The 23,133-nt window shown below is 38.3% G+C and carries 25 protein-coding genes, 1 riboswitch and 1 other annotated feature; of the genes, 23 read left to right on the forward strand and 2 right to left on the reverse strand.

Translation table 11 applies throughout. The features are described 5' to 3' along the window. Window positions 1-2 precede the first annotated feature (2 nt). The 5 genes from I2E70_RS01195 to I2E70_RS01215 all read left to right on the forward strand — a co-directional run bounded on the left by I2E70_RS01195 (window position 3) and on the right by I2E70_RS01215 (window position 7,717). The gene (locus I2E70_RS01195; RefSeq protein ID WP_061590797.1) at window positions 3-1,352 is read left to right on the forward strand and encodes a glycosyltransferase; all 1,350 of its coding nucleotides are present in this window, start codon (window positions 3-5) and stop codon (window positions 1,350-1,352) included. Between the two features lies 1 nt (window position 1,353). After that, window positions 1,354-3,099 (forward strand): rhamnan synthesis F family protein, encoded by a 1,746-nt coding sequence (locus tag I2E70_RS01200; protein ID WP_049482474.1) that lies wholly within the window; start codon window positions 1,354-1,356, stop codon window positions 3,097-3,099. A gap of 10 nt (window positions 3,100-3,109) precedes the next feature. Then, window positions 3,110-4,597 (forward strand): DUF2142 domain-containing protein, encoded by a 1,488-nt coding sequence (locus tag I2E70_RS01205; RefSeq protein ID WP_049471995.1) that lies wholly within the window; start codon window positions 3,110-3,112, stop codon window positions 4,595-4,597. A gap of 23 nt (window positions 4,598-4,620) precedes the next feature. Further along, window positions 4,621-7,146: an LTA synthase family protein gene (locus I2E70_RS01210; RefSeq protein WP_195423039.1), complete on the forward strand. Its 2,526-nt coding sequence runs from the start codon at window positions 4,621-4,623 to the stop codon at window positions 7,144-7,146. Window positions 7,147-7,240: 94 nt separating this feature from the next. Continuing rightward, complete coding sequence (locus I2E70_RS01215; protein WP_023917814.1) at window positions 7,241-7,717, forward strand: EbsA family protein; 477 nt, start codon at window positions 7,241-7,243, stop codon at window positions 7,715-7,717. Window positions 7,718-7,726: 9 nt separating this feature from the next. Here I2E70_RS01215 and I2E70_RS01220 read toward each other — a convergent pair whose 3' ends face one another. Further along, window positions 7,727-7,927: a ferredoxin gene (locus I2E70_RS01220; protein ID WP_003006690.1), complete on the reverse strand. Its 201-nt coding sequence runs from the start codon at window positions 7,925-7,927 to the stop codon at window positions 7,727-7,729. 45 nt (window positions 7,928-7,972) lie between these two features. Here I2E70_RS01220 and I2E70_RS01225 point away from each other — a divergent pair, with 45 nt between their 5' ends. The 17 genes from I2E70_RS01225 to I2E70_RS01305 all read left to right on the forward strand — a co-directional run bounded on the left by I2E70_RS01225 (window position 7,973) and on the right by I2E70_RS01305 (window position 22,011). Then, window positions 7,973-8,428, forward strand: coding sequence for an SAG1386/EF1546 family surface-associated protein (locus I2E70_RS01225; protein ID WP_003006692.1), 456 nt, complete (start codon window positions 7,973-7,975; stop codon window positions 8,426-8,428). Window positions 8,429-8,442: 14 nt separating this feature from the next. Then, window positions 8,443-9,123, forward strand: a complete 681-nt coding sequence (cmk, locus tag I2E70_RS01230) for a (d)CMP kinase (protein WP_031574170.1) — start codon at window positions 8,443-8,445, stop codon at window positions 9,121-9,123. Window positions 9,124-9,146: 23 nt separating this feature from the next. Continuing rightward, window positions 9,147-9,275, forward strand: a sequence feature (ribosomal protein L20 leader region). A 16-nt stretch (window positions 9,276-9,291) separates the two neighbouring features. After that, on the forward strand, window positions 9,292-9,822 hold the full coding sequence (gene infC / locus I2E70_RS01235; RefSeq protein ID WP_003003721.1) for a translation initiation factor IF-3: 531 nt from the start codon (window positions 9,292-9,294) through the stop codon (window positions 9,820-9,822). 33 nt (window positions 9,823-9,855) lie between these two features. After that, complete coding sequence (gene rpmI / locus I2E70_RS01240) at window positions 9,856-10,056, forward strand: 50S ribosomal protein L35 (protein WP_001125942.1); 201 nt, start codon at window positions 9,856-9,858, stop codon at window positions 10,054-10,056. Window positions 10,057-10,105: 49 nt separating this feature from the next. After that, window positions 10,106-10,465 (forward strand): 50S ribosomal protein L20, encoded by a 360-nt coding sequence (rplT, locus tag I2E70_RS01245; protein WP_000124830.1) that lies wholly within the window; start codon window positions 10,106-10,108, stop codon window positions 10,463-10,465. Window positions 10,466-10,717: 252 nt separating this feature from the next. Continuing rightward, complete coding sequence (locus I2E70_RS01250; protein ID WP_049490930.1) at window positions 10,718-11,185, forward strand: deoxycytidylate deaminase; 468 nt, start codon at window positions 10,718-10,720, stop codon at window positions 11,183-11,185. A gap of 171 nt (window positions 11,186-11,356) precedes the next feature. Next, window positions 11,357-11,797, forward strand: coding sequence for a hypothetical protein (locus I2E70_RS01255; protein WP_031574154.1), 441 nt, complete (start codon window positions 11,357-11,359; stop codon window positions 11,795-11,797). Window positions 11,798-11,932: 135 nt separating this feature from the next. Then, window positions 11,933-12,364, forward strand: coding sequence for a hypothetical protein (locus I2E70_RS01260; RefSeq protein ID WP_129824179.1), 432 nt, complete (start codon window positions 11,933-11,935; stop codon window positions 12,362-12,364). Between the two features lie 143 nt (window positions 12,365-12,507). Next, complete coding sequence (locus I2E70_RS01265) at window positions 12,508-13,734, forward strand: ABC transporter permease (RefSeq protein WP_129824178.1); 1,227 nt, start codon at window positions 12,508-12,510, stop codon at window positions 13,732-13,734. 399 nt (window positions 13,735-14,133) lie between these two features. Further along, the gene (metK, locus tag I2E70_RS01270) at window positions 14,134-15,324 is read left to right on the forward strand and encodes a methionine adenosyltransferase (RefSeq protein ID WP_021153019.1); all 1,191 of its coding nucleotides are present in this window, start codon (window positions 14,134-14,136) and stop codon (window positions 15,322-15,324) included. Window positions 15,325-15,516: 192 nt separating this feature from the next. Further along, window positions 15,517-16,776 (forward strand): UDP-N-acetylglucosamine 1-carboxyvinyltransferase, encoded by a 1,260-nt coding sequence (locus I2E70_RS01275; RefSeq protein ID WP_195423041.1) that lies wholly within the window; start codon window positions 15,517-15,519, stop codon window positions 16,774-16,776. A 56-nt stretch (window positions 16,777-16,832) separates the two neighbouring features. Next, window positions 16,833-17,384, forward strand: a complete 552-nt coding sequence (locus tag I2E70_RS01280) for a GNAT family N-acetyltransferase (protein WP_195423043.1) — start codon at window positions 16,833-16,835, stop codon at window positions 17,382-17,384. Next, complete coding sequence (gene spxR, locus I2E70_RS01285) at window positions 17,377-18,654, forward strand: CBS-HotDog domain-containing transcription factor SpxR (RefSeq protein WP_195423045.1); 1,278 nt, start codon at window positions 17,377-17,379, stop codon at window positions 18,652-18,654. The genes I2E70_RS01280 and spxR overlap by 8 nt, the downstream gene beginning before the upstream one ends. A gap of 21 nt (window positions 18,655-18,675) precedes the next feature. Then, window positions 18,676-19,536: a methionyl aminopeptidase gene (locus I2E70_RS01290; protein ID WP_003015764.1), complete on the forward strand. Its 861-nt coding sequence runs from the start codon at window positions 18,676-18,678 to the stop codon at window positions 19,534-19,536. A gap of 82 nt (window positions 19,537-19,618) precedes the next feature. Then, a complete protein-coding gene (locus I2E70_RS01295) occupies window positions 19,619-20,590 on the forward strand; it encodes a YihY/virulence factor BrkB family protein (protein ID WP_195423047.1) in 972 nt (323 codons plus the stop codon). Between the two features lie 252 nt (window positions 20,591-20,842). Beyond that, window positions 20,843-21,307, forward strand: coding sequence for a MarR family winged helix-turn-helix transcriptional regulator (locus tag I2E70_RS01300; protein WP_195423049.1), 465 nt, complete (start codon window positions 20,843-20,845; stop codon window positions 21,305-21,307). Next, entirely contained in the window at window positions 21,304-22,011 is a 708-nt protein-coding gene (locus I2E70_RS01305) for a B3/4 domain-containing protein (protein WP_195423051.1), read from the forward strand. The genes I2E70_RS01300 and I2E70_RS01305 overlap by 4 nt, the downstream gene beginning before the upstream one ends. Before the next feature lie 25 nt (window positions 22,012-22,036). Here the strand turns inward: I2E70_RS01305 and I2E70_RS01310 are convergent, their stop codons facing one another. Continuing rightward, complete coding sequence (locus tag I2E70_RS01310; RefSeq protein WP_023917838.1) at window positions 22,037-22,480, reverse strand: GtrA family protein; 444 nt, start codon at window positions 22,478-22,480, stop codon at window positions 22,037-22,039. Window positions 22,481-22,508: 28 nt separating this feature from the next. Then, window positions 22,509-22,615: riboswitch (PreQ1 riboswitch) on the forward strand. On the opposite strand from I2E70_RS01310, the gene I2E70_RS01315 reads away from it, so the two are divergent. After that, complete coding sequence (locus I2E70_RS01315; protein WP_195423054.1) at window positions 22,613-23,122, forward strand: QueT transporter family protein; 510 nt, start codon at window positions 22,613-22,615, stop codon at window positions 23,120-23,122. It overlaps the preceding riboswitch by 3 nt. Window positions 23,123-23,133: the final 11 nt, after the last annotated feature.

Raw genomic sequence — 23,133 nt, forward strand, 5'->3', positions numbered from 1 at the left:
ATATGGAAACGACGCCTTTTGTTTCGATTATTTGTACGGTTTTTAATAAAGAGCCCTGGCTAAAGAAGACGATTGATAGCTTCTTAGCCCAACAAACAGAGTTTGATTATGAGATTATCTTGGTGGATGATGCTTCAAGCGATGGATCTCGTTCTATCATTCATGATTATCAAGCCAACTACCCTGATCTGATTCGTGCCTTTTATCAGGATGAGAATCAGGGAATTTCTAAAACCTGGGTCTCTATCTGTAAAGAAGCACGTGGAAAGTATATTGCCCGCTGTGATGGAGATGATTTTTGGTTAGATCCTTTAAAACTTCAGAAACAGGTTGACTTATTAGAAAGTGAACCTGATTGCAAATGGTCCAATACAGATTTTGATATTTATGATGAACAAGGAACCCTCGTTTCTAAGGCCGGCTTTGCCAAACATACGATTCCATTAGCAGATACCTATGAAAAGATGCTTGCAACAAGAGGGTTTACCATGGCCTCTACATGGCTAGTTGATAGAGATCTGATGTTAGAAGTCAATCAAGAGTTAGACTTAACAACATCAGATGATACTTTCAACCTCCAATTGGAACTCTTTCAACGGACTTCTTTAGCCTATCTGGATGAAGCGACAGTTGCTTATACCATTAATCAAGGATCGGATTCTCGTCCAACTGATTTCAGAAAACTAGAACGCCGATTTCATAAGTTGTTGAAAACACAACTTGAGTATCTTGATAAATATCCAAATGCCGATTATAAAGAGATGACGAAGATCCTTTTAGATCGTAATAATACTTATGAGATTCGTCTTTCCAAACCAATGGATTCTCTTTCACACATCGGAATGGAGTCTGTTACAATTTATTTTGGTGACGAAGAAAATACTTATTCGGAAGATCGTACCATGACCAAACTTCTTCAAAAAGAAGATAGTCTGGCAATCGAAATTCCGAAGGGAACTTCTGTTATCCGAGTTGATCTGTCTGAAAGTCCAAGTTATTACTCTGATGTTGAATTGAGAGATTCTAACGGAAAGGTTTGCTCGCCAGTTTATAGTAATGGTATCGTTACAGATAATTTGTTTCTTTTTAGTGAACCAGATCCTCAATTGATTTATGAAGTTGAAGAAGAAGGTGTGTATCAACTGAGCTATAAAATGATTTCTATAGATAATCCCTCTGCACCGGATTATATTGGAAAAGTTTTTGCTGCCGAAATGTTAGATTGTCAAAATAGTTTGAAAAATCTTGAGGCAGAGTTACAAGCTACGAAAGAAGCATATAATACAGTCATCCATTCTCGCCGTTGGACCATTCCAACAAAGATCTTGAAATTCTTTAGAATAAGGAAATAATATGCAACGTTTACTTTTATATGTTCACTATAATAAGTTTAATTTTATTAGTGGACATGTACTTTACCAATTAGAAAACATTCGTCCCTTGTATTCACGGGTGGTCTTTATCTCCAATAGTCAACTACCAGAAGATGTGAAGTCTAATTTAGTAGCACAGCATCTGGTAGACGATATTCTAGAGCGCCAAAATAGTGGCTTTGACTTTGCGGCTTGGCGGGATGGAATGAAGACAGTTGGCTTTGACCAACTGGCTCATTTTGATTCGGTTACCCTCATGAATGATACCTGCTTTGGACCTCTTTGGGATCTAGAACCAATCTACCAAAAATTTGAGAATGATGATGAGGTTGATTTCTGGGGAATGACCAATTACCGGAAAGACAAGGATTTTAACGAGCATATTCAGAGTTATTATCTCAGCTTTAAAAAACAGGTTATTGAATCAAGTACTTTCCATGAATTTTGGCAGGGAGTTCAAGACTTTACCAATGTTCAGGATGTGATCGATAACTACGAGACCAAGGTCACAACGAACTTCTTGGATGATGGTTTTCACTATAAGACGGTCTTTGATACCATTCATGAAGACACCACAGGAATGCTCTATCCAGACTTTTCTTACTATAATCCTACAGCGATTCTCAATCATAAGGTTCCTTTCATCAAAGTCAAAACCATTGCAAATAATGAAGGAATTATGCCTTATATTTTTGACGAGTTGGAGCGTGTATCGAACTATCCATTAGACTTGATCCTCAACCACATGTCTATGATTGATCGTCCGGACTATCCTTATCTCTTGTCTCGTAAGTACTTGAAAAACCAGGAATTAGCTGGAGAGTTCGGTAAAAAAGTTGCGGTTCATCTTCATGTCTTTTATGTGGACCTCTTGGAAGAATTTCTAGATGCTTTCCAAGCTTTTCATTTCGCTTATGACTTATGGATTACGACAGATATTGAAGAGAAGAAGCGGAATATTGAGCAAATTCTTTCTAATCGAGCAGAAGATGCGACGGTTGTGGTGACTGGAAATATTGGACGAGATGTGTTGCCATTGTTGCTCTTAAAAGAGCAACTCTCTCGTTATGACTATGTAGGCCATTTCCATACCAAGAAATCCAAAGAAGCAGATTTCTGGGCAGGTGAATCTTGGCGCAAAGAATTGATCGAGATGCTGGTCAAACCGGCTGATCAAATCCTAGCCAATATGGAAGCCAATCCAAAAGTCGGAATCACTATCGCAGATATTCCAACTTTCTTCCGTTACAATCGAATAGTGGTTGCTTGGAATGAGGCTCTTATTTCACCAGAGATGAATAAGCTCTGGGAACGGATGGGAGCTACCAAGACAATTGATTTCAAAAATCTCAATACTTTTGTTATGAGTTATGGGACCTTTGTTTGGTTTAAATATGATGCTTTGAAACCACTCTTTGATTTGAATTTGACAGCAGCAGATGTTCCAGCAGAACCTCTTCCTCAAAATTCGATATTGCATGCGATCGAACGTTTGTTGATCTACATTGCTTGGGATCAAAAGTATGACTTTAGGATCTCTCAAAACCCACATGTTCTGACACCATTTATTGATAATAAGCAATTGAACAATCGTGAAGATCTTCAACCCCATACCTTTGTAGACTTTAATCAAATTGGGGGGATAAAAGGAGCCTTGAAGTATATCGTAATTGGTCCTGCAAGAGCTGTGAAATATATACTAAAAAGAATGATAAAAAGAAAGTAGAGTAAATTATATGGGAGTTATTGATAAGACTAAAATTAGAAATATTTTAATCGCTATATTTTTAGTATTATTTTCAAGAGTGTTTTTGGCCAGTTTATTTCAGTTTACTATCAATCTCAAAATTATACTATTAATTATTAGTATTGTAATTTATTTTATTCTTTTTGATCCAAAAGATAAAAAGAAATTGCCAATTAATGCTTTTTTTCTGATAATTATTTTCGGTAGTGTCATTTCAGTAGTGAAACCAGTCCAATATGGATTAGATGAAGAGTCTCATTTGCCAAACGTAATCAGTATTTCGGATAGTCCTATTTTTAAATATTCTAATGAGAAATTGGAAGATTATAATTCAGTTTTTAAATATGATGCACTAAGAAATCCTAGTAAAAAAGATAAAAATTATTGGTTCAATGTTGAGCATAAGGAAAGTAAAATTAAAGGAGTAAGAGTTGGATTTGATAATCCAGCCTTTATTCCTAGTGCAATTGGATGGAATATAGGTAGATTAATCTCTAAAAAAGTGTTTGTTTCCTATTATTTGGGAAGAATCTTCGAAGTCATAGCATATGCCATTCTAGTATTTATTGCATTAAAAATCAGCAAAGTTTATAGAGAAGCGATATATTTATTTTCTACATTCCCTGCAGTATTGTACATTATAGCAGGTTATCATTATGATTATTTATATTTTGGAGCAACTTTAATTAGTCTTGCTATATTGACAAATATTCTATCAGGTGAACGTAAAATTGATAGAAAATATGCTTTTGTATTTCAATGCTCTACATTACTATTTTCATTTGCAAAATTTCCGTTTGTATTAATTGGAAGTCTATTTTCAATATTGCCAAATAAGTATTATCAGGATAAATCAGTAAGAAAATTCAGTTCAATCCTGTTTGGTTTAAATTTATTCATTTCCTTTACATACGTTGGAATCATTAAATTGTTTGCTTCAGACAATGCTTTGTCAGGCAAAGGACCAGGACTATTATATTTTGTAACACATCCATTACCATTAATTAGAACTTTACTTTTAGCGCCATACGGTATTATTCATGATTTTGTTTCTGAACCATTGAAATATGTTTCAGAATCGTCTCCGTTTTTAATTGCAATTTCGATAGTTACTTTCTTTTTTGCTATGTTTGTCATTGCATTAAAAAATAAAATTGAAATGCCAACATTTTTTAAATATTACTGTCTTCTTTTACTTGCAGGTATTGCCTCATTAATAGTAATTGCTATTTCAGGAGATCCTAGGGTATACCACAAAGGTGATATTACTGTAGGTGGTGTACAAGGTCGTTATTATTATTTTATTCTGATGTTTTTGCCACTATTTTGTGGATCATGGTTTAGAAAATTATTTGGTTTTTTAGATATGACCATTCAAAATGAAGATTCGAATTTTGAATGTAGTTTGCAATATATGTTAGTGTATTTAAATATTTTAACAATTAGTATCGGAATATACACTCAATTGCAGGGATAAAAAATTTATAGGAAGGATAAAAAATGAAGAGAAAGAGGAAATTAGATTTAAGAGATTTTCTTTTTAAAATTTATAATAAAATAACAAGAACACAAAAGTACTGTATAGCTCTCTTTCTTTTATTTTTTATAGGCAATACTTTCTTAACACAAAATTTGATTTCTAAAGAGATCAAATCAACAGGATCTGTATTATTCTTAGTTAATCAGTTTGGAATTTGGTTTGGAATTGCCTTCTTAATTCTAGTTTTACTAATTTCACAATACGCTTTAAAATGGATTTTTTTCCTTAAAATTTTAGTTTCATACGTAATCTATTTAATACTATCATACTCGATTGATGTTTCGCTTAATATTAATAATCCTAGTTATAAGATTGATCATTTTGAAAAAAACAATTTTTGGCAATTTAATTCTCTAGTATTTATTTTGTCATTGTTAGTGATTTCTTATGTTTTGGGTCAGATCAAAAAATCATATGATAATAAAGCGAATAGAAAAAAATTAGAACCTATTGGGAAAATGTTCGAATATGTCTTGCATTCTAGCGTAGTTTGTTCGTTCATTTTTACTGATTCTAAAATTCTTTCTTTTTTGTATCGTACATCATGGTATGTATCTGGAAATTTTGAGAAATTAGGAGCAGGAAAGTACTCCTTGAGCCAATTTTGGATTTTAGAATTTCATTTGCTACTCTTAAGTTTTTTCCTGACTTTAGTTGGCTTGCTTTTTGTAAAAGGACAAGTTGATGTAGTAAAAAATAGGTCTAGTTTTTCGCTAGCTGCATTTACAAGTATTAGTCTTGCAATATTATTTAATACAGGAATTCAATTGGGTCTAGGCCATGGGGAACCTTTGGTTGGATACTCAATATTTCCTGGAGGTGTAATATTTCAGATATTGTGTTTATCTTATCTGTTTATTTTTCTATATATTATCTTTAATAGATATTTATTTACGACAATATTGATTTTATTTGGTGGGGTTCTGTTTATTGTTGCTAATGCTATAAAATTTAGTATGCGTGCGGAACCAATTTTGCCAAGTGATTTGGTCTGGGTATTTCAACCTTCTGTTTTATTTAGTTTTGTAGATGCTTCGGTTTTAATGACTGTGAGTATTTCCTTAGTCATTTTTACGTTTATCTATATAATAGGAAGGAGATATATTTATCCAGGTAGAATTATTCGTGCAACGATCTTAAGATTTGTTTTATTAGGATTTATGCTCTTATTGTCCATTAATGTTTATTCTATTTTTAAAAGAAAAGATAATGGAAAAATTATTGATGACGTTCCGATTATTACCTTGTTAAATAATTTCCAAGATACAAAATGGTTAGGAAATTCCATAAACGCTAGATATCGATCGTTGTCATATGTATGGTTGAATCAAATCACAACAGATCCAATTATAGAACCGAAGGGATATAGTAAAGAAAAAATCAAAGAAATTGAGAAGAAATATGATCAAGTAGCTTTAGAAATCAATAAAAATAGAAATGAGTTGATTGATAATCAAACGATTGTTTATGTTTTAAGTGAGAGTTTTGCTGACCCATCAAGAATTGAAGGGGTAAATTTATCTAGAAATCCTATACCAAAAATTCAAGAAATTAAGACAAAAATTACAAGTGGATTAATGCAATCAGATGGTTATGGTGGTGGAACCGCAAATATGGAGTTTCAAACATTGACAGGGTTACCTTTTTATAATATTAATCCGACAGTTTCTGTATTATACTCAGAGGTTGCTCCTAAAATGAGAAGACTAATTTCAGTTAGTGATTCATTTAATAATAAAGAAGTTATTCATTTCGAATCTCCAATTAATTATTCTAGAAATGTGATTTACAATAGATTGAAATTCAATAAATTTATAAGCATTGATGATAAAAAGAATTATGATTTAGGTTATCAAGAAGTACATATAAGCGATGAATCTACGTATAAGGCAGTATTAAAAGAGATGGATGCTAAAAAGAATCAATTCTTTTCTGTCATTACGATTCAAAATCACTCCCCATTTATAGCAGGAGAACCTTCAGACTTAACAGCAACAGGCAACGGTTTTTCAGATGATGAAAATACCAAGTTAACGAATTATTCACGTCTTTTAACCTTTACCGACACCGCCACCCAATCCTTCTTGGAAAGTCTTTCTAAAATAGATAAGAAGATTACAGTGGTATTTTATGGGGATCACTTGCCAGGTCTCTATCCTGAGTCCGCCTTTAAGAATAATCCGGAGAGTCAGTATCAGACAGATTACTTCATTTGGAGTAATTTTGATGCTCCAAAATTGAATTATCCTTTGGTCAATTCAAGTGATTTCTCTGCTATGGTTTTTGAACAGACCAATTCAAAAGTTTCGCCTTACTATGCTTTGTTGACAGAAGTATTGAAAAAAGCAAGTGTCGATAAAAAGGCCTTAGAAGGAGAAGCGCAAGAAATTGCAGAGGATTTGAAAATGGTTGAATACGACTTGATTAGTGGGAAAGGGTACCTTTCTAAAGACTTCTTTAAAGTTCCAACTGATAAATCCAATTAAAAGGAGAGCTAGCAGGTAAAAATCTTTGTGATTTTGGCTGTCTGGCTCCCTTTTTTTTGTTTTTTATGCTAAACTATTAGATGGGGGTACGCTCATGATTAAGATATTTGGAAAGGTCCATTATCATTGGCAACCGGACTTATCTATTCTTGTGACTTATTGGTCCATTGCAGTGATTCCGGTCTTTATTGGACTGGCCTTGATGTATGAGAGCTCTAGTGTGCCAACGCTAGTTTTGTTTTCGTTCTTTTTATTTATGGTCTTGCTTGCGATTGGGGTCCATCGTTACTTCACGATCTATGAGGATGGGATCTTGCGGATTATTACAGCTAATCCTTTTACTCCAATCAAGGTGAAGATTGACTCGATTGAAAAGGTCGAAGTAAATAAGAAATCGATCAAGCTCATATTTAATGATGGTTCGCGCAGTCGAACATTCTGTATGCGTAAATGGCCGAAAAAATACTTTATCAATGCACTTGCCTTAAATCCTTATTTTAAGGGAGAAGTAATCCTGACGGACAATTTCATCCATGTGGATTACTACGAGATGTATTATGCAAACAAATAAAAAGCCCTCTTAATCTTTTAAGAGAGCATGAGTGGGGCATTCTTTAATAGCCTCGAGAACATCGTTTGTGACAGGGACTTCCTTTTCAAGGAGGTCGTCCTCTTCAGCAGCAAATTTAACGATGCCATTGTCATGGTAATCAAATAATTCAGAATAGGTCTGACAGAGACCGCAAGCGATGCAACGATCTGGAATTAACGTAACTTTCATACTTCTATTGTAATGATTTTTACGAGAAAAAACAAGGAGGAAGTCATGGCAAAAGAACCATGGGAAGAAGATATTTACGATGATGGAGAAGAAACATTGAAAAGAACGAGTAAGTTAAACGGAATCAAGGCAGACCGTCTATTGACGATTTTAGCCATTATTTTCTTTGTAGTAGTAGTGGCGATGGTCTGCTTGTTGATTTTCCTTTCAACAGGTGGCAGCAACAAATCAAAACAAATGTCTGGTTTCTACAATGGAGAGACTAAGGTTGAACAGAAATCATCAGCCCCTGCAGCACAAACTGACCAAGCGGCTAAAGACGATAGTTCAAAAGATGAGAACTCTGAAGAAGGTACGATCACTGTTCAAGCAGGTGAAGGGGAAGCAGCGATTGCTGCGCGTGCTGGTATTTCCATTGCCCAATTGGAACAGTTAAATCCTTCTCATATGTCTACAGGATCATGGTATGCGAATCCTGGTGATGTCGTTAAGATTCAGTAGGAGTTGAGGACAGCATGAAACAAATTCAAATTGCCATTGATGGACCGGCTTCTAGTGGAAAATCCACAGTCGCAAAGATCATTGCCAAGGATCTAGACTATACGTATCTAGACACGGGAGCTATGTATCGTGCAGCGACTTACCTAGCTTTGCAAAATAATCTGACAGCTGAACAGGTTGATGACCTCTTAGCCCTTTTAGATCAGTATCCAATTAGTTTCGGTCGTTCAGAAGAAGGAGAGCAGCTTGTCTTTGTAGCAGACGTGGATATTACCCACCCAATTCGCGATAACCAAGTGACCAACAATGTTTCATGGGTTGCAGCGCTTGCGCCAGTCCGTGAAAAACTTGTCGCTCTACAGCAAGAAATTGCAGCAGAGGGGGGCATCGTTATGGATGGACGCGATATTGGGACGGTCGTCCTTCCACATGCAGAGTTGAAGATCTTTTTGGTTGCTTCGGTTGAGGAGCGGGCAGAACGTCGTTATAAGGAGAATGTTGAAAAGGGCATCACAGCGGATCTTGAATTGTTGAAAAAAGAAATCGCTGAGCGGGACTATAAGGACAGCCACCGTGCCGTTTCTCCTTTGAAACCTGCAGCTGATGCCATTCATTTTGACACAACGGGTGTTGGAATTGCAGATGTTGTTGCCTTTATTGAAGAAAAAGCAAAAAAACTTCTTGACAAAGAATAAAAAACTTGATATCATATAAAAGTTGAGAAAAGCAGAAGTGAGAACTTCTCGCCTTGTGACGCAAGTTGCCTGGCCCCTACGGATCAAGTTTCAGAAATGAAATACATCATGTAGTTCGGGCCTGTTTTGCAGGTCCGTTCTTTGTTTTTCTCGAATAATAAAAAAGAGGTGAAAACCATAGCAAAGCAAGACTTATTCATCAATGATGAAATTCGTGTACGTGAAGTTCGCTTAATCGGTCTTGAAGGTGAGCAATTGGGTATCAAACCACTTAGCGAAGCGCAAGCACTTGCGGACGACGCTAATGTTGACTTGGTTCTCATTCAACCTCAAGCTAAACCTCCTGTTGCGAAAATTATGGACTACGGTAAGTTCAAATTTGAGTACCAGAAGAAGCAAAAAGAACAACGCAAAAAACAAAGCGTTGTGACCGTGAAAGAAGTTCGTTTGAGCCCAGTGATTGACAAGGGTGATTTCGATACAAAACTTCGCAATGCTCGCAAATTCCTTGAAAAAGGAAATAAAGTGAAGGTATCCATTCGCTTTAAGGGTCGTATGATTACCCACAAAGAGATTGGTGCTAAAGTTTTAGCCGACTTCGCTGAAGCTACACAAGATGTGGCGATCATCGAACAACGTGCTAAGATGGATGGACGTCAAATGTTCATGCAATTGGCGCCAGCAACTGACAAGAAATAATCTGTCAGAAAGTTAAAAAAAGGAGAAAATATCATGCCAAAACAAAAAACACACCGCGCATCAGCTAAACGTTTCAAACGTACAGGTTCTGGTGGACTTAAACGTTTCCGTGCTTACACTTCTCACCGTTTCCACGGAAAAACTAAGAAACAACGTCGTCATCTTCGTAAAGCATCTATGGTGCATTCAGGAGATTTCAAACGTATCAAAGCAATGCTTACTCGCTTGAAATAATCGCGTATTCGTAAGTAAAGAATTCTAGGAAATATTGGAGGAAATATAAATGGCACGTGTTAAAGGTGGCGTTGTATCACGCAAACGTCGTAAACGTATTCTTAAATTAGCTAAAGGTTACTATGGAGCTAAACATATCTTGTTCCGTACTGCAAAAGAACAAGTAATGAACTCTTACTACTATGCATACCGTGACCGTCGTCAAAAGAAACGTGACTTCCGTAAATTGTGGATCACACGTATCAATGCGGCAGCTCGTTTGAACGGACTTTCATACTCACAATTGATGCATGGTTTGAAATTGGCTGAGATCGAAGTTAACCGTAAAATGCTTGCTGACTTAGCTGTTAACGATGCAGCAGCTTTCACAGCTCTTGCAGATGCAGCTAAAGCAAAACTTGGTAAATAATGTTTATAATAGGCTGGGCAAAAGTTGTCCAGCCTTTGATGTATGATAGAAATAACTGTATGACGCAGTGGTTGATTGGTATCTTTATTCGCTTTTTAAGCTCTAAAGATGACCTAATCAACTGTGCGGGGGTGGGAAAACGAACTCTTTTTTACTAGTCAGAGTTCTTTCCCACTCCCTTTTTTTCTTGCTGATTTCATGCTATAATGAAATTAATTATAGGAGAAATCATATTAGATGGAGGACCTAAAGGTGACACACAATCGACTAGCATGGGATGAGTATTTTGCAGCTCAGGCCTTACTGATTTCGAATCGGGCGACCTGTAATCGGGCGAAAGTAGGCGCTGTTCTGGTTAAGGATAATAAGGTCATTGCAACCGGCTATAATGGATCCGTTTCAGGAACAGATCATTGTTTAGAGGATGGATGCCTCATGGTCGAGGGACACTGTGTCCGGACGATTCATGCGGAAGTCAATGCTATTTTGCAAGGAGCTGAACGTGGAATTCCTAAAGGCTTTACAGCTTATGTGACGCATTTTCCTTGTCTCAATTGTACCAAGCAGTTGCTTCAAGTCGGTTGCAAGCGGGTGGTGTATATCCATCAGTACCGCATTGATGAATATGCCGAGTATCTTTACCGTGAAAAAGAAGTAGAACTGGTCAATTTACCAATTGAAGAAGTGAAACGAGCTATTGCTGAGGCTGATTTTATTTAGGGAAGGCTTCCCAACTATTTCATGATATATTAGCAATCTAATTGAAAACCTGTCCAAATTAATGTTTAAGAGATAGCATTGAATAGATGGCTATCATGAAAAGAATAATGGAATCAAGTATAATGGTGTTAACGGAAAAACATAAAAATATAAGAAAGGTAGGAGAAAGTGATGACAAACCAAGAGAAACATCTTGAGGAAAATAAAGAACATAGTAAGATCAGTGAAGATTATCCCAATTCTGTATCTGTTCAGAATCCTCCAAAAGAAAATAGCTTACATTCTATTCTTCTTTCAGTAACCTTTTACCTATCCATTATCTATCTTGTATTGTTTGTCTTTTTCTTTGCACCTTGGGGTGATGGTTGGGGATTTGTCGTTTTGATTTTCCTTGGTCCAAACTTATTAAGTCTTGCGATTGGAGCCTTTCTAATTCGACTAGGGATGAAGAAGGGGAATAAAAGCCTTCTCTATGCGAGTATTGGACTCTATCTGCTGTCTATCATCTTGGCTTTTGATCCGGACTGGGAAATATTTCGAATTGCTCCCTTATGTTTAGGTATTTTGGATTTAATCGGAACACTCCTGGTTAAAGAAGTGAAAAGCTCTTAATTAAAAAATGGATATGGTCAACTCTACTCAATAAAAAATATTCGGGTCGATTAAAGCCCTAGTTAAATCAGTTCTTCCGCTCTATTTTTAAGCGCTATTATTTGAAAGAATAACTAAAAATGTTTGGAGAAAGTTATGACAGATCAACAAAAAAATCCTGAAGTAGATAAAGAAAATGAAGCATATGCTTCAGATGAAAGTCTTTTTCCGAACAATGAAATGAAGCCAGAGAAGAGAATTGGAAATTCTGTAATCCTTTCTATTGCTTTGTTCTTGGCCATTGTTTATATAGTTTTACTTTTATTAGGTCTCTTTTCAATGGGAGCGTGGGCTGGTGGCTTTTTGTACTTTTTGGGAATCCATATGATTAGCTTTGTGATAGCAACCATCCTGCTTTGGAATGGAATAGTGAATGCCAATAAAGCAACTCTTTATATGGCAGTAGCTATTTATGTTTTTTCATTTATTGCTGCGGGTGATCCGGATTGGGTGATTAATCATATACCACCGTTTGTGGTAGGAGTGCTGGTATTGATTGGAACTGTATTGTTAAAAAATGAAGACTGATGATAGGAGGTAGGGTGATAAATCCTATCTTTTTTATTTATTTATTTAGTACTGATAACGCAATAGGAAAACGGTTACAAATTGTGTTATAATTTAAATAAATGAATCGTTAAATACTTTTCTTAGAAAGTGGAGGAGAATCTATGTCTAGAAAAAAATGGTATGGTATACTGCTAATTCTTGAAGCAATTCTTTATCTTGTTTCTTATGGTAGTAGTCTAGTAGAGAGCTATAATGCCCAAAATTTAAATGGAGATATACCACTGATAACTACCTCTAGTATTTTTTCTATATGGAATGGAATGATTATTTGCTGGGTAATTTGGAGAATCATGAAGCAACGTTTAAATGTTGAAGGATTGATAGCTGTTCTTCTCCTCTCGATTATCCAACTACTTATGCTTGTTTTACCCTCTTTTTCCCCAACAAATCTGATGAACATTTCCTTTCTGCTAAATATCATTTGTTTAATATGGATTTGCTTGCTTATAAAGAATGTAGAAATGAGGGAACTTTTAAACAATTGGAAAAGTAAAGATAGTTGGAAATCATCGATAGCTTATTTAGTACTATTTGTTGCCTCTACAAATATTTCTCCACTATTTATATTGATTGGTATGGATAGAACGAGTGACATTTACGCTTTTACACTTCGATACATTGTAATGGAGTTAATGTTTCTACTTCTGATTAATGTTATGATCACAAGTACAAGTGAGAAACTTCAGAAAGTATTTTCTCTCTTGCTCATTTTATCTTCTCTTGTTGAGATAGGTGCAGTATACTCTTTCATCACTCGTATAAGTTTTTACGGTCTCTTTTATCTTCTCTTATCGATTTATATTGCTTGTCGTGTTTTTGGTTTGTTTGAGAAAGTTGCAGATAGCTGGGAGTCCAAGGTGAAAGTACAAGATCTATCATCTATTGAAACTAAATCAGAGATGGAAAACTCTCAAGTAGAAGGAGAGATAGATGTAAACGATCTGTTGAATGCTGATATACAATCAAACAATGATAAAGAAAATTCGCCAAAGAGGATCATTCTTCATTCGTCTTGGTTATGGAGCGCCCTTATAATAGCAGTCTGCCACCTTGGTATTATGATTTTTCCTTTATTTTTAGGAAACCCCATGTATCTACTGATCTTATATATTGGTGCCATCCATTATATTTGTTTTATGATTGCGACTATATTACTTTTTATAGGTATGAGAAAAGGAAGTAAAGGACTCCTAAATGCGGCAGCTATCTTATTTGTTATTTCCATTATAGGTACGCCAGATACTTATTGGATAGGTCCTAATATTTTATCCTTTATTCTGGGAGTTTTAGTATTTATTGGAACTATATTATTTAAAAATGGAGACTGAGTAAAGTAGATAGGGTTGAAAATTTTTAAAAAACTGTTATCATTTAAGTAGATGGTAGGTTTTCGAGTACCCATTGGTACGCGGACGCCTACCATTTTTGAAGATAAAAAAAGCACCGTGTGAGGGTGATAGATCTTGCCTGCTGAACTCGTCAATTGATAGATATCCTATGGGGTATTTTTTGTGAACTTTTTAGGAACTTTGAGGACTGTTTAAGTCAGTTTAACTGGGTAGTACATAGATCGAAAAAGCTGATTTAATGGGCTTTTTGAAAAATCATTTTCCATATCATATGTAATGTGTTATAATGAAGTGTTATATGGTCCCGATAAGGTGGTAGAAATCTTCTATCAGTACTTTGTAACTCTATAACAATATTTTTTAAGGGGGGACATTTTTATGTCAGAACGTAAACTTTTCACGTCTGAATCTGTATCTGAGGGGCATCCAGATAAGATTGCAGACCAAATTTCAGATGCTATTTTAGATGCTATTTTAGAACAAGATCCAGAAGCTCACGTGGCTGCCGAAACAGCTGTTTATACTGGTTCCGTGCATGTCTTCGGAGAGATTTCAACGACTGCTTATGTGGATATTAACCGTGTGGTTCGTGATACCATTGCAGAAATTGGATATACTAATACGGAATATGGATTCTCAGCTGAAACTGTAGGAGTACACCCATCTTTGGTGGAACAATCTCCTGATATTGCCCAAGGGGTTAATGAAGCCTTGGAAGTACGTGGAAATGCAGATCAAGATCCACTTGATTTGATCGGAGCAGGAGACCAAGGTCTCATGTTTGGTTTTGCGGTGGATGAAACAGAAGAACTCATGCCATTGCCAATTTCACTCAGCCACAAGTTGGTTCGTCGTTTGGCAGAGCTTCGTAAGTCTGGTGAAATCAGCTATCTTCGTCCAGATGCCAAGTCACAAGTTACTGTTGAGTACGATGAAAACGACCGCCCAGTGCGCGTGGATACAGTGGTTATTTCAACTCAACACGATCCAGATGTCAGCAATGAACAAATCCACGAAGATGTGATTAACAAGGTCATCAAAGAAGTGATTCCAGCTTCTTATCTAGATGAGGAGACTAAATTCTTCATCAACCCAACAGGTCGCTTTGTTATTGGTGGGCCTCAAGGGGATTCCGGTTTGACAGGTCGTAAGATCATCGTGGATACTTATGGTGGTTATTCACGTCACGGTGGTGGTGCCTTCTCTGGTAAGGATGCCACTAAGGTAGACCGTTCCGCTTCTTATGCAGCTCGCTATATTGCCAAGAACATCGTGGCAGCAGGTCTTGCTAAGAAGGCAGAAGTGCAATTGGCTTATGCCATTGGGGTAGCTCAACCTGTCTCTGTTCGGATCGATACCTTTGGTACTGGAACAGTCGCTGAAAGTAAGCTTGAAAAAGCAGCACGTGAGCTCTTTGATCTTCGTCCTGCAGGGATTATCCAAATGCTGGATTTGAAACGTCCAATCTATCGTCAAACAGCGGCTTATGGCCATATGGGACGAACAGATATTGACCTTCCATGGGAACATTTGGACAAGGTAGAAGCCTTGAAAGAAGCTGTAAAATAATTAGTTGAAATGGAAAAGTTAGGGTCAAGTTGATCCTAGCTTTTTTTCGTTTTGAAAATTCCTACAGATGGAAAAATAGGTCAATCTGTGGTATAATAGATGCAGTATTTTGAATACGTTGTCCCTTTTATTTCCGTTACAAAAAACGATAGTAAAAGGAAAAAGACTTGAAAGAGCTAATAAATTATTAAGATGAAAAAAATTGTAATAAATGGTGGTCGCCCTCTAAAAGGAGAGGTGACCATTAGTGGTGCAAAAAATAGTGTAGTAGCCCTGATTCCGGCGACCATTCTGGCGGATGATATCGTGACCCTTGATGGGGTACCGGATATCTCCGACGTGGCGAGCCTGATTGAAATCATGACCATCATGGGGGCTAAGATCGAGCGCAAAGAAGACAGTTTGATTATTGATCCACGTGGGGTGAAGAATATGCCCATGCCATTTGGAAAGATCAACAGTCTGCGAGCTTCCTATTATTTCTATGGCAGCCTACTAGGACGCTATGGTCAAGCAACGGTTGGACTGCCTGGTGGGTGTGACCTTGGACCACGTCCGATCGATTTGCATTTGAAGGCCTTTGAAGCAATGGGAGCCGCTATGACCATGGATGGCTCTAGTATGAAACTTGCGACTAATGGCAAGCCTCTTCAAGGAGCTAACATCTACATGGATACTGTTAGTGTCGGTGCAACGATCAATACGATTTTGGCAGCAGTCAAGGCTGAAGGCCGGACAGTGATCGAAAATGCTGCGCGGGAACCTGAAATTATCGATGTGGTGACCTTGCTCAATAACATGGGAGCTCATATTCGTGGAGCAGGAACAGACATTATTATCATTGATGGTGTTCCACAATTGCATGGAACGAGACATCAGGTGATTCCAGATCGCATCGAAGCTGGAACCTATATTGCCCTTGCAGCTGCTATTGGGGAAGGTATTCAGATCAATAATGTCCTGTATGAGCATTTGGAGAGCTATATTGCCAAGTTAGAGGAAATGGGTGTGCGTATGACCATTTCTGAAGATAGTATTTTTGTAGAAAAGCAGACGGGCTTGAAGGCCATCCAGATCAAAACCTCTCCTTATCCTGGTTTTGCGACTGATTTGCAACAACCGATCACACCTTTGCTATTAACGGCTACAGGACGTGGACGAATCGTTGATACGATTTATGAAAAACGGGTCAACCATGTACCAGAATTGGCTAAAATGGGGGCCACTATTTCGACCTTGAACGACCACATTATCTATGAAGGGCCAAATCAATTGACAGGATCCAGTGTGAAAGCGACGGATCTTCGAGCTGGTGCGGCTTTAGTGATTGCCGGTCTCATGGCTTCTGGAACAACAGAAATTACAAATGTGGAATACATTCTTCGCGGGTATTCAGATATTATTCATAAATTGACCCAACTTGGAGCAGATATCCAGTTGGTAGAGGAATAGTGACAGAACTTGGGATCTGATAGTGGTGGCTGGATACATGAACAATGGAGTTTGAAATGAATATTTGGACGCACTTAGCTGCCTATTCACTAATTGAAACACAAAGGTTGTATTTACGACCTTTTCTCTTTGAGGATGCGGAAGATTTTTATAAGATTGCTTCGAATCCTGATAACCTACAATTTATCTTTCCTGCACAAGCCGATCTTGCTGAAACTCAATATGTACTAGCCAACTATTTCATGAAAAATCCTTTGGGGGTTTGGGCAATCTGTGATCAGGAAACCAATCAGATGATCGGTTCCATCAAGTTTGAAAAGTTGGATGAAATCAAGGGTGAGGCTGAGTTAGGCTACTTTTTACGCAAGGATTTTTGGGGAAAGGGCCTGATGACAGAAGCGGTCAAAGAGTTGGTTTATCTATCATTTGAGAAATTTCAACTGAAGGAGCTTAAGATTGTCACCCATGTTGAAAATGCAGGGAGTCAAAAGGTTGCTTTGAAGGCTGGTTTTCGTCTCTTTCGTCAATTCAAAGGGAGTGACCGCTATACGCGTAAAATGCGCGATTATTATGATTTCCGCCTAGGTAGAGGGGACTTCTATGAGTAAACACCAAGAGATTTTAGACTATCTCGAAAAATTACCGATTGGAAAACGGGTCAGTGTCCGCAGTATCTCCAATTTTTTGAATGTCAGTGATGGGACGGCCTATCGTGCCATTAAAGAAGCTGAAAATCAAGGAATTGTAGAAACGCGTCCTAGAAGTGGGACCATCCGTGTTAAATCGAAAAAGGCTGTACTAGAGCATTTGACATATCGAGAAATCCAGGAAATTACCGGTTCGGAAATTTTAGCTGGTAAAGAGGGGCTCGAAAAAGAATTTAATAAATTCTACATCGGTGCCATGACGGAGAAGCACGTCCTAGACTATGTGTCTGAAGGGGGCCTTTTGATCGTGGGAGACCGCACCAGCATTCAACGATTGGCATTAAAGCATGACAATGCAGTTTTGGTGACAGGTGGCTTTGACGTCAGTGAGGATGTGATTGATCTGGCCAATCAGGTACAAATCCCAGTCATCCGAACTTCACACGATACCTATACCGTTGCTACTATGATCAATAAGGCCTTGTCCAACATGCAGATCAAAACAGATATCTTGACGGTGGAGCAGGTCTATCGGCCTTTCCATGAGTACGGCTATCTTTCTGAAACAGATACGGTACGGGATTATTTAGATCTGGTTCGAAAGAATCGCTTTAGCCGCTTTCCGGTTGTCAATCAACACCAGATGGTGGTGGGTGTCGTGACCATGCGAGATGCTGGTGATAAGGCACCTCAGACGACCCTAGATAAGGTGATGTCGCGGACTATTTTTACTACTAATTTGTCCACCAGCATTGCGACCATTAGCCAGCGGATGATTGCTGAAGATTATGAGATGATTCCTGTGATTCGCACTAACCAGACCTTGCTGGGTGTCATTACGCGTCGGGATGTCATGGATCGGATTAGCAAGGTGCAATTTTCGAGCTTGCCAACCTTTAGTGAGCAAATCGGTCAAAAGATTCAAACAGAGAACGACTATTACCAATTCACAGTAGAGCCAAGTATGTTGGAGAAAAGTGGTGTTTTGGCCAATGGGGTCATGATCGAAGTGCTGATGAAGGTTGTTCGCAAGATGATGCAACACAGTGGGCGTAGCTTGATCGTCGAACAGCTGATCATCAATTTTTTACAAGCTGTGCAGGTGGATGATGTGATCCGCATTGAACCACAACTTGTTCGGCGAACCAGACGCTCTGCCTTGGTTGATTTTAGCTTGTATCTAGATCTGCAGTTGGTCGCGAAAGCAACCATTACCATTAAGATTAATTAAACAAAAAGAAATGAGGAGACAATGATTACATTAAAATCACAACGTGAAATTGAAGCCATGGATCGTGCAGGAGATTTCCTTGCCAGCATCCATATTGGATTACGTGACTTGATCAAGCCAGGGCTTGACCTATGGGAAGTAGAAGAATATGTCCGCCGTCGCTGTAAAGAAGCCAATGTCTTACCACTTCAAATCGGAGTAGAAGGCAGTCTCATGGACTATCCTTACGCGACTTGTTGCGGTTTAAATGATGAGGTTGCCCATGCCTTTCCCCGTCATGTTATCCTGAAAGATGGTGATCTCCTCAAGGTAGATATGGTCTTATCTGAGCCACTCGACAAGTCTGTTCTGGATGTTTCAAAATTAGATTTTGATAATGTAGCCCAAGTGAAGAAATACACGGAGTCCTATACTGGTGGCTTGGCGGATTCTTGCTGGGCTTATGCGGTTGGAAATGTTTCTCAAGAAGTTAAAGATTTGATGGACGTGACTAAAGAATGTCTTTACAAAGGAATTGAGAAAGCAGTCGTAGGCAATCGCTTGGGAGATATTGGCGCAGCAATTCAAGAGTATGCAGAAAGCAAAGGCTATGGCGTGGTGCGTGACTTGGTCGGCCACGGTGTCGGCCCTACCATGCATGAAGAACCAATGGTCCCACATTATGGTCGTGCTGGACGTGGTCTTCGCTTACGTGAAGGGATGGTCTTGACGATTGAGCCAATGATCAATACCGGTACTTGGGAGATTGATACTGATATGGAAACTGGTTGGGCCCATAAGACCCTCGACGGTGGCCTTTCTTGTCAATACGAGCATCAATTTGTGATTACAAAGGATGGTCCAGTGATCCTAACTAGTCAAGGTGAAGAAGGAACATACTAAAACTAGAGAGGAAAGAATGGAGCTGAAGGCAAGTGTCTGGTTTCGCTCTTTGCTCTTTTTTAGTAAAATGGGGAGGTGACGAATGAAAAAGGTCCTACAAAAAATACTGGGACAGCCATTTATAAAGGGCTTCGTGCGGTTTTATCAGAGTGCAGAGTCTGATATCACCAGTATTGCGGTGGCTTATTATTTGCTGATCTCCATTTTTCCATTGATGCTGATTGCAGCCAATATTTTACCCTATTTTCATATTCGTCCTACCCAGATTCTTTTGAGCTTACAGAAGGTTTTGCCAGCCTCCTTATATCGAATAGTGGCACAGATGATTTCGAGTGTCTTGACCAAACCTTCGACAGGATTACTGAGTTTCTCGATTATTTCTGCTTTGTGGATCTTCTCTCAGAGCATTGCCTACCTCCAAAAAGCCTATAACAAGAGTTATGGGGTGGAAAAGGAGCGTGGTATTATCTGGGGGCGACTCTTTAGCTTTCTGATCAGTTTTGCCTTGCAGGGTTTGTTTGGACTCTCGCTGATCCTTTCCATGTTTGGGAAAATGATCGTTCGCTATCTCTATCGGACCTTTTCATTTGATCGGACGATTTATGTACGTTTACTGAATTTGACAGAGCCGACCATCTACCTCTTACTTTTTGTCAGTCTGGTCTTGCTCTATTACACCCTTCCAAATGTCAAAATTCCAAAATTTAGATATGTATTGCCAGGGGCGACCTTTGTTGTTGCTGTCCTGTATGCGATCTTGAATATCTTTTGGAAATATGTGGATCGTTATGTGAGTCATTTCTTAGATGCTCGTTTCTTCGGTTCTGTCGTCCTAGCGGTCATTATGTTCTGGTTCATCTTGGTAGCTAAAATCATGATTATTGGTTGTATTTTAAACGCCAGTATCCAGTTTGCTAGAGAAGCCAAGTTCCAAACGCGCAATGGAGAAATTGTCTCCAAATTAAAAACGGAAGAAGTAGCTTTTCGGCATAAAGAAGCTTCACAAACATTAAAGCGACGGTTACGCTTGAGAAAAAAAGATAAAATAGAATAAGGGATAGTGGGACAGAAATCGGTCATTCGTTAGAATTCGATTTCGTCGTCCCACCTCTGCACAGTTGAGTAGGGCTGTAAAAGCTGATGAAATCAGCGTAGTAGAGCCCACTCAACCACTGCGTCTTGCTCGACAATTCAAAAATAATGGAGAGGCTAGAACTTTTGTCCCAGCCTCTTTTTTTCTTATCTATTTTGTTGTATTTGCAACAAAAATGTGTTATGCTATTGTCAATAGGAAAGGAGGAGTGAGATGAGTATTTTGCGTGAGATTGGCATCATTGCGCGAGCACTGGATTCTATAGCAAATATTGAATTTCGAGATTTGGACCTGGCGCGTGGTCAATATCTTTACTTGGTGCGAATTGCCGAGCAACCTGGAATGATTCAGGAAGAACTCTCTGAAGTCCTGAAAGTAGATCGATCCACCGTTGCAAGGTCTGTAAAAAAACTAGAAGAACGAGGCTTGATTCAACAGCGTCCAAGGGGTGAAAACCTTAAAATCAAGGAATGGGAATTAACTGAAAAAGGTAAGCAGATTTACCCCTTCATTTTAGGGGAGCATCTTTACTCTGAGAGAACTGCTTTAAAAGGATTTTCCAAAAAAGAAGTCGCACAGTTAGAAGAGTACCTCATCCGAGTTCGTGAGAATATCACCTTGGATTGGGAACTAGTTAAAAAAGGTAAAAAAAGAAATTATAGTGAGGTAAAGCAATGAAAGTAACAGTCGATCAAGAATTTTGGGAGTTGTTCCCAACAGCTAGAATTACAGTGATGTCCTTGTATGGCATTGATAACACAGTAGATGAAGCCAAGGATCCTTATTTCAAAGAATTGTTGGACAAGGGTGCCAAGAGAGCATGGGAATTTATCGATGAAGAAAACTATACCCAGAGTGAGTTCGTTCAAGAGTGGCGCCAAGCTTTTAGCAAGTTTAAAACAAAAAAAGGAGCCCGATCTTCCATCGAAGCACTCTTAAAACGGGTTCACCAGGGACGTGAATTCTATCCGATTAATCCTTTGGTGGATCTTTACAATAGTGTTTCTATGGCTTATGCCCTTCCTTGTGGGGGAGAAGATATAGATAAATTGGTGGGTGGACTCTCTCTAGGACAAGCGAAAGGAGGCGAACCTTTCTTTCCATTAGGTGCTGAAGAAGATGCTCCAGCTTTGGAAGGGGAGATTATCTACTACGACCAAGACGGAGCTGTTTGCCGTTGCTTGAATTGGCGTGAGGCACAAAGAACTATGTTAACAGAAGATACCAAGGACGCTATTTTAGTTATTGAAGCCATCAATGAGGAGCAGGCCAAACGGGCACAAACAGCTATGCAGGAATTGAAAGATCTAGCCAAAGATTATTTTGGGGTTGAAGGCACCATCTATCAATTAAGTGCAGAGCAAGCAAGTATAGAAGTTTAAAAGAATAAGGCTTGAAACAATCGTTTCAAGCCTTGTTTTTATTTTTAAAGACAAAGAGTTTACTAAAGACGTAATTGAGGACCACTATAGCAACTTGCGCAAAGAGAGTTTCAATTAGATTGATTTGACTCTTGTTGTTGTGGACAAATTGCCCGATAATTCCTGGGAATTGCTTGACAAAAATCTCGGTCAAGGCCATGTCTAGTATAAAGGTCCCAGAGCGCGCAATCGCAAATCGGATCAAGCGCTGAAACCAGCCCTTTCTTTCTTGCTTAAAGACGATGGTATCGTTGGTCGCAAAGGCAAAGAGGATCCCAGCAATGTTTCCAATCGCTGTCGCCAATCGTTCATCACGAGACATATGATAGATGAAGAGGCGGGTTCCGACGGAAACAAGGGTTGTTGCCACACCAAAGAAGAGATAGGATAAAATTTCATTATCAAAAAATTTTTTAATTAGTGTTTTCATAAATTCAGTCTACCATAAAACCTCAAAATATGCTATACTTGAAAGGTTGAAGAAATCAAACCTTCAACCCTTGGCGCTTAAGATCCTTTCGCCAAGCATATTACACGCGGGAAAACCGCTAAAGGAGAATAGATGAAACAGTTAACTGCTCGTGATATGGCACAAATTGCCATTGTTGCTGCGATTTATATCGTATTGACCATTACCCCACCTCTCAATGCGATGGCCTACTATGGCTATCAATTCCGTGTTTCGGAGATGATGAATTTCTTAGCCTTCTACAATAAGAAGTACTTGATTGGAGTGACTCTTGGTTGTATGATTGCTAACTTATTTAGTTTTGGGTGGATCGATGTCTTTGTTGGTGGAGGTTCAACCTTTGTCTTCCTAGGACTTGGACTCATTCTATTTGGTCGTTTTAAAAATAAGTTCTTGTTTGACGGTCTTATTCGGTTTGACCATTTCTTGTTTGCGATTTTCTTTTCCATCTCCATGTTTACGATTGCCTTGGAACTATACTACCTTCAAGGCCAACCATTCTTCTATAACTGGTTGACTATGGGATTGGGTGAATTCGCATCCTTGATTTTTGGAGCGATTGTGATCAATCAACTTTCTAAACGGATCGATTTTACAAAATAAGAAAAGGGAGC

Source organism: Streptococcus parasanguinis (assembly GCF_015556095.1).
Taxonomy (GTDB): domain Bacteria; phylum Bacillota; class Bacilli; order Lactobacillales; family Streptococcaceae; genus Streptococcus; species Streptococcus parasanguinis_Q.